Source organism: Flavobacterium sp. S87F.05.LMB.W.Kidney.N, assembly GCF_004366435.1.
Classification (GTDB): Bacteria; Bacteroidota; Bacteroidia; order Flavobacteriales; family Flavobacteriaceae; genus Flavobacterium.
In genome coordinates, this window is sequence record NZ_SODX01000006.1 from 1 (window position 1) to 15,701 (window position 15,701).

Consider the following 15,701-nt stretch of genomic DNA (forward strand, 5'->3'; position numbering starts at 1 on the left):
TTGCTGGAAATATGTTAGAAGTCAGAGGAAAAGATGATAAGCGGTATATTGTTATGAGTGCATCGGCGCATCAAAGTTTGACTCCTAAGCAGATTGCCCAGTTGGAGAATCATGCTGAAATTTTAAGTTCAAGTTTAGATACAATCGAGGCTTGCGGCGGTGGAAGTGCAAGATGCATGATGGCTGAAGTTTTCTTGCCTAGAAGTTAGAGATATAAAATGTCGAAAATAAAAAAGGGATAAAATCATAAAAAATTGTGATTTTATCCCTTTTTTGTTTATTAATTTATTTTACATCAAATTTCCTTTGATGATATTTACTATTGAACTTACGATATACTGAATTCCAATTGAAATTACTATAAAACCAACAATTCTAGAAATAGCAACTATACCAGAAGCTCCTAGAATTCTAGCTAAATAATGAGCGCTTTTTAGGATTACAAAAATTGCTACTGCAATTGCTAATATAGCCAATGATGAAATTATTATTTCATGGATTTCATGGTGTTCTTGGTAAAAAGCAATTAAAAGTGACATTGAACCAGGACCAGCAAGCATCGGAATTGCTAAAGGCGTTAGAGCAATGTCATTTCTTTGTTGTGCTTCATTTTCAATTTTTTTATTGATTCCTCGTTTTTTATTGAATTTTCCTGAGAGCAGAGAAAAGCCAGAATTCACAATAACAATTCCGCCGGCAATTCTTAAAGCATCAATGCTGATTCCAAAAAAAGTCAATACATATTGTCCTATGAAATAGGAAACCAATAATATTATGAAAACATTAATAGCAGTCCACAGTGAGATTCGGGATCTTTCTTTTTTTGAATCATGTTGGGTTAGTCCGACAAAAATAGGTACGGTTCCAATTGGGTTTAGTACAGAGAACAAAGCGGCAAATAAGTAAATAAATAATTCCATATTGGTTTGGGTTAATAAAGTAAAAGTAGTTATTTTTTGATGTTTTTATAAGAAATAATGTTAGGATAATGTTTTTAATTGTTGTTGATTCTGAGTCAAAGACATAAAGATTAAATGGTTCTTTTTGATTACTTTTGCAATCTAAATGAAAACAATGAAAAGTAAAAAAACATTAGTTATAGGAGCATCGACAAATCCAGATCGTTATTCATACAGAGCTGTAAATATGCTCGTAGGAAAAGGACATTCTGTTTTAGCGATTGGTCAAAAAGCAGGAGAGGTAGCCGGAGTAAAAATTCAGACTAAAGCAATACCAGTAAAAAACATTGATACAATTACTTTATATCTGAATCCAGGTCGTCAGAGAGATTATTATAATTATATAATTGAAGCAAAACCAAAAAGAGTTGTCTTTAATCCAGGAACTGAAAATCCAGAATTGTATCAGTTATTAGAATTGAATGATATTCAAGTAGAAGTAGCTTGTACACTGGTTTTATTAGCAACTAATCAATATTAAAAATACTTAGCGGTTTACTTTGCAACGAGATTCATTTTGATCAAATAGATATTGTTTTATAATTAATTTGCAGTATTTATTGGTATTCAATTTAATTGTACCAATGCCAGCTAAACCATTAAAAGTATTACTTTTGTCGTCATGGAATTTTCATCAAAATTAATTGAGAAAGCGGTTAACGAAATGTCGCAATTACCAGGAATTGGTAAACGTACAGCACTTCGATTAGTTCTTCATCTGCTTAAACAGCCCAAGGAACAAACCTCTTTTTTGTCTCAAGCATTATTAAATATGCGTGAGGATATTAAGTTTTGCGAAAGCTGTCATAATATTTCTGATACTAAAATTTGCGAAATATGTGCCAATCATCTTAGAAATCATGAGACAATATGTGTTGTTGAAGATATTCGAGATGTAATGGCGATAGAAAATACTGGCCAGTTTAAAGGAATTTATCATGTCCTTGGAGGGAAAATTTCACCTATTGAAGGAGTTGGGCCAAATCAGCTAAATATTTCGAGTTTGGTTGAAAAGGTGAAATCTGGAAAAGTGGTTGAAATTATTTTTGCTCTAAGTTCAACAATGGAAGGAGATACAACGAATTTTTATATTTATAAACAAATTGGAAATTCGGATATTGTAATCTCAACAATTGCAAGAGGAATATCTGTTGGAGACGAGTTAGAATATGCTGATGAAGTAACACTAGGAAGAAGTATTTTACACAGAGTTCCTTTCGAAAAAACTTTTAAAAATAATTAACCCCCAAATAATAATTACGTTTTTTCTATAGATTAAAGGAAAAACTATATTTGTGCTAAAATTAGACTAATGACAAAAAACAGCTTTTATCTATTCTTATTAATCTCGGTATTATTTACGTCTTGCATTCCGATTAAAGATTTAGTTTATCTTCAGGATAAAAGTACTTCAAGTGAGCAGAGTTCTATTGCTGCAGTAGAATCAAAACCATACAGATTACAGGTTAATGATGTTTTAAGTGTTACTATAAAAGCAATTGATCCTAAGTTGGTTTCTATTTTTAATACAACCAATGCGGCCGATGCTGCCCAAACCTCAAAATCGGAATCTGGTCTATATTTTGACGGATTTACAGTTGATGATCACGGAAATATAAGAATGCCAATTTTAGGGGAAATAAATGTAATTGGTTATACTCTTGATGAAGTTCGTGTAAAAATTGAAAAGAAATTACTTGAAGAATATTTCAAAAGCGAAGCTAATATTTTTGTTACCGTAAAATTAGCAGGATTTCGATATACAATTAACGGAGAAGTTGGAAGTACAGGCACAAAAACATTATTTAAAGATAATGTAACTATTCTAGAAGCTATTGCCAATGCTGGAGATATTACTACTGTAGGTAATAGAAAGGCAGTAACTGTAATTCGTCAAACGCCAACAGGTGTACAAATGAACGATATTGATCTAACAGATATAAATGTGATGAAATCGCCCTATTATTATTTACAGCCAAACGATTATATCTATGTAAAACCGTTAAGGCAAAAAACATGGGGAACTGGTCAAACAGGTATACAGTCAATTGGAACCATCATTACATTGTTATCTTTAGCAACAACAGTTTATCTTATTATCAAAAATTAAAAGATTTAGAAAATGTTAGATATTAAAGATTTTTCCATTTTTGAGAATCATTCCAATTTTGATTTTAAGGGATTTTTGTTAAAAATTGCCAGTTATTGGAAATGGTTTTTAATTAGTTTAATTATTGCATTTACAATAGCTTATCAAGTAAACATTCGTAAAGAGAAAATTTACGGAATGCAGACTATGATTTCTATTAAAGAAGAAAGTAATCCGTTTTTTACTTCAAATACAAGTTTAGTTTTTAACTGGGGGGGAATCTCAGATCAGGTAAATGGAATTTCTACTATTCTAAAATCGAGATCTCATAATGAATTGGTAGTTGACAAACTGCAATTTTATATCGATTATTTAGAGCAGGGAAAATATAATTTTATTGATTCTTATGGAGCTGTTCCTTTTTATATAGATATTGATAAATCAAAAGGACAGTTAGCCAATACATTAATAAGCATTAAGTTCTTGAGTGAAAATGAATATCAAATTCAAATTCCGTTTGAAGGTAATTCTGTTTCCTTAATTACGTATAGTACAAATACTTATAGTAATACTTCTGTACAACCGGGAAATTTTTCAAAAAGATATAAAGTAGGAGAACATGTTAATCTTCCTTTCTTAAACTGGAAACTTCAAATAAACGATAATCCAGGTTTCTATAAAGGGAAAGAATATTTTGTCAAATTCAATGATTTTGACGGAACTGTTGCCGCATATAGAGGACTAAATGTTGAAGGTGATAAAGGAAGTGGTTCATTGCTGACACTGTCGATGCAGGGAACAAATAAAGCTAGAATGGTTGATTATTTAAATTCGACTGTGAAAATGCTCATCAAAATTCAGTTAGATGGTAAAAATCAATTTGCAACAAATACTATTCGATTCATTGATAGCACTCTAGTTGCGATGGAATCCCAGTTGAAGCAGACTGGGAATGAACTAAAAACTTTTCAAAAAGATAAAAACATCTTTCAAATAGAAGATGGCGGTTCTAAAGTTTCTGATAAAATAATGAATTTTGATGTTGAGAAAGATGAAGTAACTCGAAAAATAGCATATTACAATTCGTTAAAATCATATTTAAACAGCAGTAATGATTATTCTAGATTACCAGCGCCTTCAGTAGCAGGAATTGAAGATCCAAATATTGTCGCGAGTGTTTCAAAGTTAATTGCGCTTTCAACTCAAAGATCAGAAATGGCTTATGCTGTAAAAAGTGAAAAAATCTTTAAAGATTTTGACAATCAAATGGAAGCTGTAAAAAATGTGCTTCAAGAGAATATTGCGACAGCAAAAACGTCATTACTTTATGATTTGTCATTAGTAAATGCGAAAATTGGCCAAGCAGAAAGCACAGTTCGAAAACTTCCTGCTGAACAGCAAGAACTGCTTAAAATCAAAAGGAAATATGATTTAAATGATAATATCTATACTGAATTTCTTCAAAAGAGAAATGAAGCAGAAATTGTAAAAGCTTCTAATTTATCAGATATCCATTTTATTGATCCGGCAAAAGATATTGGAGGAGGCTTAATTGGGCCTAAAACTTCTGTGAATTATGTAATGGCTCTATTTTTAGGGACTTTAATTCCTTTATTGTTTGTTTTTGCAATATTCTTCATTAATAATTCTATTCAGAATACAGAAGATATTAGTAAATTAACTCAAATACCATTGCTTGGAGTAATTGGTATAAATAAAGACACAAAAAGTTTAGCGGTATTCGATAAACCTAAGTCTGCTCTTTCTGAGGCTTTTAGAGGAATACGATCTTCTCTTCAGTTTTTATATAAAAAACAACAAGTAAGCGGATCAAAAACTTTAATGATTACTTCTTCAATTAGTGGTGAAGGAAAAACATTTTGTTCTATAAATATTGCAACAGTTTTTGCGTTAAGTGAAAAGAAAACTGTAATTGTTGGCTTAGATTTAAGAAAACCGAGACTAGCAGATGAGTTTGAATTGACAACACCTTTAGGAGTTGTTAATTATTTAATTAAGCAAAATAGTTTAGAGGAAATTACTAATTCAACTCAAATTCCAAATTTAGATGTGATCCTTTCTGGTCCAATTCCGCCAAATCCTTCTGAGCTTATATTAAGTGATGCTATGAAGGAATTAATTGATGAATTAAAGCAGAAGTATGATTATGTAATTTTGGATACACCTCCAGTCGGTTTAGTTGCCGATTCATTAGAATTAGTTCAGTTTGCAGATGTAACATTATATATTGTTAGACAGAATTATACCAAAAAGGAAATGATTACGTTGCTAAATACGAGAATCAAGCGTGGAGAATTAAATAATGTTAGTATTGTATTAAATGGCTATGAAAATAAAGCTAAATACGGTACAGCTTACGGGTATGGATATGGCTATGGTGCTTATTCAAACGGTTATCATGAAGAGGAAGTGAAAATTGGTTTTTGGCAAACACTTTTAAATAGATTTAGAAAAAGCTAATCTTTTGGTTAATGGAAAACACAGCAAAAAATATAATTTTAATTACAGGCGGAGCTGGATTTATCGGTTCAAATTTGACGGAGTATTTTTTAAAATGTGGTCATAAAGTAATTTGTTTAGATAATTTTTCGACTGGGCATCGCCATAATTTAAAAGATTTTTTAGATAATCCTGATTTTAAATTAATTGAAGGAGATATTCGAAATCTAGAAGATTGTAATGTGGCTGTTGAAGGAGTAGATTACGTTTTGCATCAAGCAGCTTTAGGATCTGTTCCTCGATCAATAAAAGATCCTATCACTACAAACGATGTAAATGTTTCTGGTTTTTTAAATATGCTTACAGCAGCTCGTGATGCAAAAGTAAAACGTTTTGTATACGCTGCTAGTTCTTCAACTTACGGAGACTCTGAAGGATTGCCAAAAGTAGAAGAGGTAATTGGAAAACCATTATCTCCTTATGCTATTACTAAATATGTGAATGAATTATATGCTGAAATCTTCAGTAAAACATATGGATTAGAAACAATTGGATTGCGTTACTTTAATGTTTTCGGAAGAAAGCAAGATCCCAATGGAGCTTATGCAGCTGTAATACCGAAATTCGTCATGCAATTCATGAATTACGAAAGTCCGATAATTAATGGTGACGGAAATTATTCTCGCGATTTTACATATATAGATAATGTGATTCAGATGAATGAGCTGGCAATGACGAGTCAAAATCCAGAAGCAGTTAATTCTGTTTATAATACAGCGTTCGGAGATAGAAACACATTAAATGATTTAGTTAAATATTTAAAAGAATATTTATCTGAATTCGATCCAAAGATAAATGACGTTCAAGTTGTTTATGGAGAAAATAGAGCTGGCGACATTCCACATTCGCTGGCAAGTATTGAAAAAGCAAAAAAAGTACTAGGCTACAATCCGAAATATTCTTTACAAGATGGATTAAAAGAAGCTGTTGAGTGGTATTGGAATAATTTAAAATAAACTAGATCAAGATAATAATAGATCAAATGAAAATTACAAAAATTTGCTGCATTGGTGCAGGATATGTTGGTGGGCCTACAATGGCAGTAATTGCTCAAAAATGTCCACATATTCAAGTTACAGTTGTCGATTTAAATGAACAAAGAATTGCAGACTGGAATGATCCAAATCCTGAAAATATTCCAATATATGAGCCGGGACTTTCTGAAATTGTTTCGGAAGCAAGAGGAAGAAATTTGTTTTTTTCTACAGATGTTGATAAAGCAATAGACGAAGCTCAAATGATATTTATTTCGGTAAATACGCCAACCAAAACTTATGGAAAAGGAAAAGGTATGGCAGCAGATTTAAAATATATCGAATTATGTGCAAGACAAATCGCGAGAGTTGCAAAGCAAAATAAAATAGTTGTTGAAAAATCGACTTTACCAGTTAGAACGGCTGAAGCAATTAAAAGTATTTTAGATAATACAGGAAATGGAGTTCAATTCCAGATTTTATCTAATCCTGAATTTTTGGCAGAAGGAACAGCAGTTACAGATTTATTAAATCCTGACAGAATTCTTATTGGTGGAGATACAACTCCAGAAGGTCAAGAAGCAATTCAAGCACTAGTTGATGTTTATGCAAATTGGGTAAATATAGACAAGATTTTGACAACAAATGTTTGGTCTTCAGAATTGTCTAAACTTACTGCAAATGCATTTTTGGCACAACGAATTTCGTCCATCAATGCAATGTCGGAATTATGCGAAAAAACAGGTGCAGATGTAAATGAAGTTGCAAGAGCAATTGGGATGGACAGCAGAATTGGTCCAAAATTTCTAAAAGCTTCGGTAGGTTTTGGTGGCTCTTGTTTTCAGAAAGACATTTTGAATTTGGTTTATATCGCAAAATCATATGGATTAAATGAAGTTGCAGATTATTGGGAGCAGGTAATTATTATGAATGATCATCAAAAAAGAAGATTTTCGAATAAAATTGTTCAAACATTATATAATACAGTAGCCGATAAGAAAATTACATTTTTAGGCTGGGCTTTCAAAAAAGATACAAATGATACTAGAGAATCTGCAGCGATTTATGTTGCGGATGACTTAATCAATGAACAAGCTAAAATTTCAGTTTACGATCCAAAAGTTTCGCGAAATAAAATGCTTTCTGATTTGAATTATCTTGAAACAAGAATAGCAGATGAAAATGCAAATGCTTTAAATGTTTTCGATAATGCCTATGAAGCTTGTAAAAACTCTCATGCTATTGCAGTCTTAACAGAATGGGATGAGTTTACAACTTACGATTGGAAAAAAATCTATGACTCTATGCATAAGCCCGCATTTGTTTTTGACGGCAGAAATATTTTAAATGGTAAAGAACTAGAATCAATTGGCTTTGTTTATAATGGAATAGGTTCATAAATTGATTTTGTAGTGAAGTGAAAGTGGAAAATGTGAAGTAGTAGTGAGTCTTACTTCGTTATAAATAAAAAAATGAATTGGTACGTAGTCTATACAAAACCTAAATGGGAAAAAAAAGTTGCAGATAAGCTGAGTCAATTGGGTATAGAAACCTATTGCCCTCTAATTACTCAAGTTAAACAATGGTCAGATCGAAAGAAAAAGATTGAAGTGCCACTTTTTAATTCCTATGTTTTTGTTCAATTGTCAGATTCTGAAAGAAATTCGGTTTTTCAGGTAGCAGGTGTGGTGAGATATCTATTTTGGTTAGGCAAACCAGCTATTGTAAAAGATCAGGAAATAGAAATTATAAAAAAGAGCCTTAAAGCTCCTAATATTAGTGATGTAACTGTTTCGGCAATTCAAGTGGGAGATAAAATCAAATTAGAATCAGGGGCATTTAGTAATCAAAATGCAATTGTACAAGAAATATCTAATAGTTATTATACTCTTGTATTGGAAACATTAGGATGTGTTTTGAAAATAAAATATAAATAACAGCGTTATCAAAGTAAAATTAACAGAAGAGAGAATCTTTTTTAGATTTTTTTCTTCTGTTTTTTTATAAAGTAATTATTTACACCCTGATTAATAACGCATTGGAATTAAGTGCTTTTTTATTAACAATTACTTTTTAAGTAATACGGGAAACCGTATTGAAAAAGTAGAGTTATTGTACTATATTTGCCGAAAATGATTAATTTAGGTATCTGGGTCAAAGATTTGTGACTCAGAACGGCGAAGCCGTGAGTTTTAGTGACCTAAATAAATTAAAAAAAATGGAATTAAAAAATAAAGTAAAAATTGCGGTTATTGGTTTAGGATATGTTGGATTGCCTTTAGCTCGATTATTTGCTACAAAATATTCAGTTGTTGGGTTTGATATAAATGAATCAAGAGTTAATTCTTTAAAATCCGGAACAGATACAACCTTAGAAGTTGAAGATGATGTTTTACAAAATGTCCTAGTTGATTCACCAGATCAAGAAATAGGTTTATATTGTACAACTTCATTAAATGATATTGCAAATTGTAATTATTATATAGTTACGGTTCCTACACCTGTCGATAAAAATAATCGACCAGATTTAACACCATTGTATAAATCTAGCGAGACGGTTGGAAAGGTTTTAAAAAAAGGAGATGTTGTCATTTATGAATCTACAGTCTATCCAGGTGTTACAGAAGAACAATGTGTGCCAGTTTTAGAACAAGCTTCAGGTTTAGTATTCAATGAAGATTTTTACGCAGGATACTCTCCAGAAAGAATAAACCCAGGAGATAAGGAACATACCGTTGAAAAAATTTTAAAAGTGACTTCAGGTTCAACTCCAGAAATAGGTTTAAAAGTTGATGCTTTGTATAAATCAGTAATCACTGCAGGAACTCATCTAGCTCCATCAATTAAAGTTGCAGAGGCCGCAAAAGTTATTGAAAATTCACAACGTGATATCAATATTGCTTTTGTAAACGAACTAGCTAAAATATTCAATTTAATGAATATTGATACTCAAGAAGTATTAGAAGCGGCTTCAACAAAGTGGAATTTTTTACCCTTTAAACCAGGCCTTGTTGGCGGACATTGTATAGGAGTAGATCCTTATTATTTAGCACAAAGAGCACAAGAATTTGGTTATCATCCCGAAATAATTTTAGCAGGAAGACGTTTAAATGACAGCATGGGAGAATATGTAGCTTCACAAATAGTTAAGCTAATGATAAAAAAAGGCATTTCTGTTAATGGAGCTGAATTATTAATGCTTGGTATTACTTTCAAAGAAAATTGCCCAGATGTTAGAAATACTAAAATTGTTGATGTTGTAAAAGCATTAAAAGAATATGGAATTTTAGTAACAATATATGATCCACTTGCAAATGCAAATGATGTAATAAAAGAATATAATTTAATAACATTAGGCTCTATTCCTGATAATAAATTTGACGCGATAGTCCTAGGGGTTTCTCATTCAGAGTTTTTAGAGTTAGATTTTGCTGAATTGCAAAAATCAAATAGTTTATTATATGATGTAAAAGGAGTTTTAGGTAATATAGCCGATAACAGGTTATAATATTTGAAGCTTTTTTAATTTAAAAAAGAAAAATGGAAAATAATAATTCAATTATACATGTAGTTTTAACAGGTGGTGTAGGAAGCAGATTATGGCCACTTTCTCGTAAGAGCCAGCCAAAACAATATTTAGAAATATTTGAAAATAAATCTTTATTTGAAATGACTGTTGAACGTAATAGTCACTTAGCAAATAAAGTAATGGTCGTAGGTAATGTCGACAATCATCATTTGAGTGGTAAAGTAATGGATAAAACCAATACAACTTATTTGAATATTGTTGAGGCTACTCCAAGAAATACAGCAGCTGCCATAGCATTTGCGGCTTTTGCATCAGATCCTGATGATGTTTTAATTATAACTCCTTCTGATCATATTATTGATAAAATGGATGATTATAACAATGCTATCCAAGAAGCAGTTTCAAAAGCTAAAGAAGGCTTCATAGTAACATTTGGAATTATACCTACAAAGCCAGAAACAGGTTATGGTTATATTGAATCGAAAGGTGATAAAGTCGTATCATTTCGTGAAAAACCTAATGAAACAACTGCAAAAGAATTTATTGCAAAAGGTAATTTTTTATGGAATAGTGGCATGTTTTGTTTTAAGGCAGGAGTACTGTTAGATGAGTTAAAGCAATTTCAGCCAGATGTTTATGAAAAATCCAAAGCAGTTTGGGAAGCATCGAAAGAAGGATTTTTAGATTTGGAACTATCAATGCAAATTCCGTCCATTAGTATCGATTATGCTGTGATGGAACGCAGTAAAAAAATTAAAGTCGTTCCTGCTTCTTTTTCATGGTCAGATTTAGGTTCTTTTGAATCGGTTTATGATTATTTAATTCTGAAAGGGCATCCAGTTGATAAGAACGGTAATATGGTTATTGGTTCTGGGAAGCACACAACTTTTCTGGGACTAAAAAATACTATTTTTGTGTATACAGATACCGCTAATTTAATTTTGCAAAAAGAAAACTCACAAGATGTAAAAGATATCTACAGTGAATTAGAAAAAATAAATTCAGATTTATTAAATTAATAAAATTAAAATGAAAAAAATTCTTATAACTGGCGGCGCTGGTTTTATTGGTTCTCATGTAGTAAGACGTTTTGTTAATAAATATCCAGATTATCAAATCTTTAATTTGGATGCCTTGACTTATGCTGGGAATCTGGAGAATATAAAGGATATTGAAGATAAATCAAATTATACTTTCGTAAAAGGAGATATTGTAGATGAAAATTTTATAAACAATCTTTTTACAACACATAATTTTGATGGTGTTCTGCACTTGGCCGCAGAATCTCATGTTGACCGCTCTATAGAAGATCCATTAGCTTTTGTGAAAACTAATGTTATTGGAACCATGAATTTATTAAATGCAGCTAAAAATCAATGGAAAGATAATTTTGAAGGAAAAAGATTTTATCACATTAGTACAGATGAAGTATATGGTTCATTAGGAGCCGACGGACTTTTTACAGAAACAACTCCTTACGATCCAAATTCACCGTATTCAGCATCAAAAGCTAGCTCGGATCATTTTGTGCGCGCTTATGGAGAAACTTATGGCTTACCATATGTCTTGACAAATTGCTCAAACAATTATGGTTCATATCATTTTCCTGAAAAACTAATACCGCTTTTTATTAATAACATTATAAATAAGAAGGCTTTACCTGTTTATGGTGACGGAAATTATACTCGTGATTGGCTTTTTGTTGAAGATCATGCTATTGCTATTGATTTGGTTTTTCATGAAGGAAAGAATCATGAGACTTACAATATTGGAGGCTTTAATGAATGGAAAAATATTGATTTAGTAAAATTGCTTTGCCAAATTATGGATCAAAAATTAGGAAGAGAAAAAGGAACTTCAGAAGAATTGATTACATATGTTAAAGATAGACCTGGTCATGATTTACGATATGCAATTGATGCTTCAAAAATTAATAAAGAATTAGGTTGGAAACCATCTGTTACTTTCGAAGAAGGATTAGAAAAGACCATAGATTGGTATTTAAATAATGAAGATTGGTTGCTAAACGTGACATCAGGGTCTTATAAAGATTATTATAAAAAACAATACTCATAAAAACATTCTATTTTCGCTTTTTCTTTAAGATTAAACTATAAATCAATATGAAAAAAATATTATACGTTCTTACACTATTTTTTACTCTATTAATTTCTTTTAATTCAAATGCACAAGACATATTAAAATCAAAAGATTTAAGCACAATTAAAGTTGATTATTTATCAGATGATGACTTAGCTAAAATTAATACACAATTAAAAAGTAATAATACATCAATAGATCAAGTTGAGCCAATGGCAATTTCTAGAGGCATGAGTCAGATAGAATTTAATAAACTTAGAACTAGGCTAGTCGAATTTGAGAAGAAAAACTCTAAAGATTCAAAAGCTAAAGAGAATAGTCTAAAAAAAACAGATAGTGATTCTGGGCGAAAACAGGAAAAAATTGTAAATGAAAAAGTTAAGGACACTGTAAATGCTTTAATTTTTGGTTCGGAATTGTTTGATAATCCAACATTAAATTTTGAACCAGATTTGAAACTTGCAACACCTATGAATTATATTTTAGGACCTGGAGATGAATTGCAGGTTAGTGTTTATGGAGTTCAAGAATATAATGCAAGTATTCCAGTAAGTGTCGAAGGAAAAATTACTATTGACTATGTTGGGCAAATAGCAGTTTCTGGGATGTCTATTGAAGCAGCAACCCAAAAAATAAGAGCAGCTATAGCGCGAGTTTACAGTACAGTTGCATCAGGACAATCTCAAGTAAGTGTAAGTTTAGGACGTATTCGTACTATTAAAATTACAGTTGTTGGAGGTAAACAGCCGGGTAACTATTCTATTTCTTCTTTAGCAACAGTTTATAATGCTTTACATTTAGCGGGAGGACCAGGCAGAAATGGAAGTTACAGAAACATTGAATTAATCAGGAATAATAAAGTTTATAGAAATATTGATATTTATCGATTTTTGGTGAAAGGGGATCAGTCTGACAATGTTAGTTTAAAAGATAATGATGTAATTAGAATCCCTGCTTACAGTCAAAGAGTTACTGTAGAAGGAGAAGTCAAGCGTCCAGGAATTTTTGAAATGAAAAAAGGAGAAAAATTCTCTGATTTATTAAATTTTGCATCTGGATTTAACGAATTTGCATATACTGCATCTGTAAATGTCTTGCAAAAAACAGGTAAAGAATTTAAGGTTCATGATATAAACGAGAGTGAATATAGTACTTATCAACCACAATCCGGAGATGTATTTCGAGTTACTAAAATTCTAAACCGTTTTGAAAATCGTATCAAAATTGAAGGCGCAGTCTTCAGGCCAGATTACTATTCATACACTCAAGGAATGAGGATTTCTGATCTTATTACAAGAGCAGAAGGCTTGAAAGAGGATGCTTATACAAAAAGAGCAAGAATCATTCGTTTAAAAACCGATTTAACTACAGAAATTGTAAATGTCGATTTAAGCGCTGCCTTAAGTGGAGACTTAAATGCTGATATAGAATTAAAAAGAGAAGATATTGTAACTGTTTACTCAATATTAGATTTTAGAGAAGAATATAAAGTTACAATTGACGGTGAAGTAAAAAATCCTGGTGAATATGAGTATTTTGAGAATTTAACTTTGAATGATCTAGTTGTTCAGGTTGGAGGATTAACGGGTTCAGCTTCTAAACGAGTTGAAATTGCTAGAATGGTAAAATCAGATGAAATTGATGACGCAGATCCTAAACGCATTGAATTAGTAGAACTGGAAATTACAGCAGATAATAATGAGCAAATAAAAAACTTTGTTTTAAAACCATTCGATGTTATTAATATAAGAAGAATGGCGGTTTATGAAAAACCTGAAATGGTGTCTATAACTGGCGCAGTAAGTTATCCGGGTAAGTACGTTTTAGCTAATAAGAAAGAAACAGTTTATAATGTTGTGATGAGGGCTGGCGGACTTACTTCTATTGCTAATTTAGATGGTATGAAAATTAAACGACCAATTAAAAAAGAGCAAATTGAACAACTAGAACGAGTTGATCTGAATTTATCAAAAAGTGATACCATCAAAGAAAAATTGAGCAAAAAATTAAGTGAAGATTTAAAGTACGTGACTATTCCTGTAAATTGGGAAAAAATTGTAAAGGATAAAAATCATTATTCGAATGTGACGTTATTTCCTGGAGATGAGATCGAAGTAGCCGTTTATAATGAAGGTGTAAAAGTAACAGGAAATGTATTATTGACTTCCGAAATACCATATAGAAGTGGAAAAGGATTTAAATATTACATCAATTCTGTTGGCGGGGTCGATAGTAAAGGATGGAAGAGAAAAGCTTATATTATTTATCCTAATGGAAAAGCAGATGTAACAACTTCATTTTTATTTTTTAGGTCTTATCCTAAAGTGGAGCCAGATTCACAAATTGTGGTCCCAGAAAAACCAGAAAGAAAGAAAATGAGCGCAGGAGAATGGGCTGGTCTAGGAACTGCATTTGCTAGTTTAGCATTGTTAATTGTTACTGCATTTAAATAAATTTCGATGGATAAAATACCTGTTCAAAGTGATGAACTATCGTTAAAGGATTTAGTAGGCAAAATCAAAGAATGGAAAAACTATTTGTTTTCTAAATGGAAGATCATTATCCTAATTGCTTTTATAGGAGCAGCACTTGGTTTAACTTATTCAATTATTAAAAAACCAATATATAAAGCTACCCTTTCTTTTGCCTTGGAGGATGAAAAATCTGGTGGATTAGGAGGAGCATTAGGATTGGCTAGTACATTTGGTCTTGATGTAGGAGGAAGTGGTGGAGGAATTTTTGAAGGTTCAAATTTAACAGAGTTGTTCAAATCCAGATCAATGGTTGAAAAAACATTGCTTTCACCTGTTACTTTTAATGGCAAAAATATGTCTTTGGTAGAAATGTATCTTGAAATTAATAAATTACGAGATGGCTGGGACAAAGATCCTAAGTATGCATCAATAAAATTTTTACCAGATGCAGACAGAACTAAATTTACAAGGGTACAGGATAGTATTTTAGGTGATATATATGGAAATTTATCCAAGACGGGGTTAAGTGTAGGCCAAAAAGATAAGAAAATATCGATTATAAGTATTGATGTTTCTTCAACAAATGAGTTATTTGCTAAGTTTTTTTGCGAATCTCTAGCAAGGCAAGTGGGGCTTTTTTATGTAGATACTAAAAGTAAGAAAGCTAGAATGAATATGCAGATATTAGAACGCCAGGTTGATTCTGTGCGTCGGGAGCTAAATAATGCTATCACAGGTGTAGCGATTGCAAATGATAATACATTTGGCTTAAATCCTGCTCTGAATGTAAAAAGAACTCCATCCGCAAAAAGACAGGTTGATGTTCAGGCTAACACAGCTATATTAACGGAATTGGTTAAGCAAACTGAACTTGCAAAAGTAACACTTCGAAAAGAAACTCCTCTAATTCAAGTTGTAGACAGACCAATATTACCTTTAGCAAAAGAGCGTTTTGGTAAAGCCAAAGGAATTCTTCTAGGAGGTTTTGCAGGGGGCTTTTTAACGATTATTTATTTAATGTTGAAAAGATTATTAAATTATTTTCTTTAAATAAAA

Annotated in this window: 14 protein-coding genes; 13 read left to right on the forward strand and 1 reads right to left on the reverse strand. The window is 31.4% G+C overall.

What is annotated here, in order from left to right; all coding sequences use genetic code 11:
• Positions 1–209: arginine deiminase-related protein (locus tag EDB96_RS17155; RefSeq protein WP_243839374.1), on the forward strand; the 209-nt coding region annotated here is incomplete at its 5' end.
• Positions 210–290: 81 nt separating this feature from the next.
• On the opposite strand, the gene EDB96_RS17160 is transcribed toward EDB96_RS17155, so the two are convergent.
• Positions 291–920 carry a MarC family NAAT transporter gene (locus tag EDB96_RS17160; protein WP_134142195.1) on the reverse strand — a complete coding sequence of 210 codons (630 nt, stop codon included), beginning with the start codon at positions 918–920 and terminating at the stop codon, positions 291–293.
• A gap of 154 nt (positions 921–1,074) precedes the next feature.
• On the opposite strand from EDB96_RS17160, the gene EDB96_RS17165 reads away from it, so the two are divergent.
• From EDB96_RS17165 to EDB96_RS17220, 12 genes are all read left to right on the forward strand, one after another.
• The gene (locus tag EDB96_RS17165) at positions 1,075–1,440 is read left to right on the forward strand and encodes a CoA-binding protein (RefSeq protein ID WP_134142196.1); all 366 of its coding nucleotides are present in this window, start codon (positions 1,075–1,077) and stop codon (positions 1,438–1,440) included.
• 141 nt (positions 1,441–1,581) lie between these two features.
• Complete coding sequence (gene recR, locus EDB96_RS17170; RefSeq protein ID WP_057114912.1) at positions 1,582–2,202, forward strand: recombination mediator RecR; 621 nt, start codon at positions 1,582–1,584, stop codon at positions 2,200–2,202.
• Between the two features lie 69 nt (positions 2,203–2,271).
• Positions 2,272–3,069, forward strand: a complete 798-nt coding sequence (locus EDB96_RS17175; RefSeq protein WP_057114911.1) for a polysaccharide biosynthesis/export family protein — start codon at positions 2,272–2,274, stop codon at positions 3,067–3,069.
• 12 nt (positions 3,070–3,081) lie between these two features.
• Complete coding sequence (locus tag EDB96_RS17180) at positions 3,082–5,529, forward strand: polysaccharide biosynthesis tyrosine autokinase (RefSeq protein WP_134142198.1); 2,448 nt, start codon at positions 3,082–3,084, stop codon at positions 5,527–5,529.
• Positions 5,530–5,540: 11 nt separating this feature from the next.
• Positions 5,541–6,524, forward strand: coding sequence for an SDR family oxidoreductase (locus EDB96_RS17185; protein WP_134142199.1), 984 nt, complete (start codon positions 5,541–5,543; stop codon positions 6,522–6,524).
• A 26-nt stretch (positions 6,525–6,550) separates the two neighbouring features.
• Positions 6,551–7,942 carry a UDP-glucose 6-dehydrogenase gene (locus tag EDB96_RS17190; RefSeq protein WP_134142200.1) on the forward strand — a complete coding sequence of 464 codons (1,392 nt, stop codon included), beginning with the start codon at positions 6,551–6,553 and terminating at the stop codon, positions 7,940–7,942.
• 72 nt (positions 7,943–8,014) lie between these two features.
• Positions 8,015–8,479, forward strand: a complete 465-nt coding sequence (locus EDB96_RS17195) for a UpxY family transcription antiterminator (protein WP_057114907.1) — start codon at positions 8,015–8,017, stop codon at positions 8,477–8,479.
• Between the two features lie 281 nt (positions 8,480–8,760).
• Positions 8,761–10,050, forward strand: coding sequence for a nucleotide sugar dehydrogenase (locus EDB96_RS17200; protein ID WP_134142202.1), 1,290 nt, complete (start codon positions 8,761–8,763; stop codon positions 10,048–10,050).
• Positions 10,051–10,082: 32 nt separating this feature from the next.
• The gene (locus EDB96_RS17205) at positions 10,083–11,090 is read left to right on the forward strand and encodes a mannose-1-phosphate guanylyltransferase (RefSeq protein WP_134142203.1); all 1,008 of its coding nucleotides are present in this window, start codon (positions 10,083–10,085) and stop codon (positions 11,088–11,090) included.
• A 10-nt stretch (positions 11,091–11,100) separates the two neighbouring features.
• A complete protein-coding gene (gene rfbB, locus EDB96_RS17210) occupies positions 11,101–12,147 on the forward strand; it encodes a dTDP-glucose 4,6-dehydratase (protein WP_134142204.1) in 1,047 nt (348 codons plus the stop codon).
• Between the two features lie 47 nt (positions 12,148–12,194).
• Entirely contained in the window at positions 12,195–14,624 is a 2,430-nt protein-coding gene (locus tag EDB96_RS17215) for an SLBB domain-containing protein (protein WP_134142205.1), read from the forward strand.
• A gap of 6 nt (positions 14,625–14,630) precedes the next feature.
• On the forward strand, positions 14,631–15,695 hold the full coding sequence (locus EDB96_RS17220) for a Wzz/FepE/Etk N-terminal domain-containing protein (protein ID WP_134142207.1): 1,065 nt from the start codon (positions 14,631–14,633) through the stop codon (positions 15,693–15,695).
• Positions 15,696–15,701: the final 6 nt, after the last annotated feature.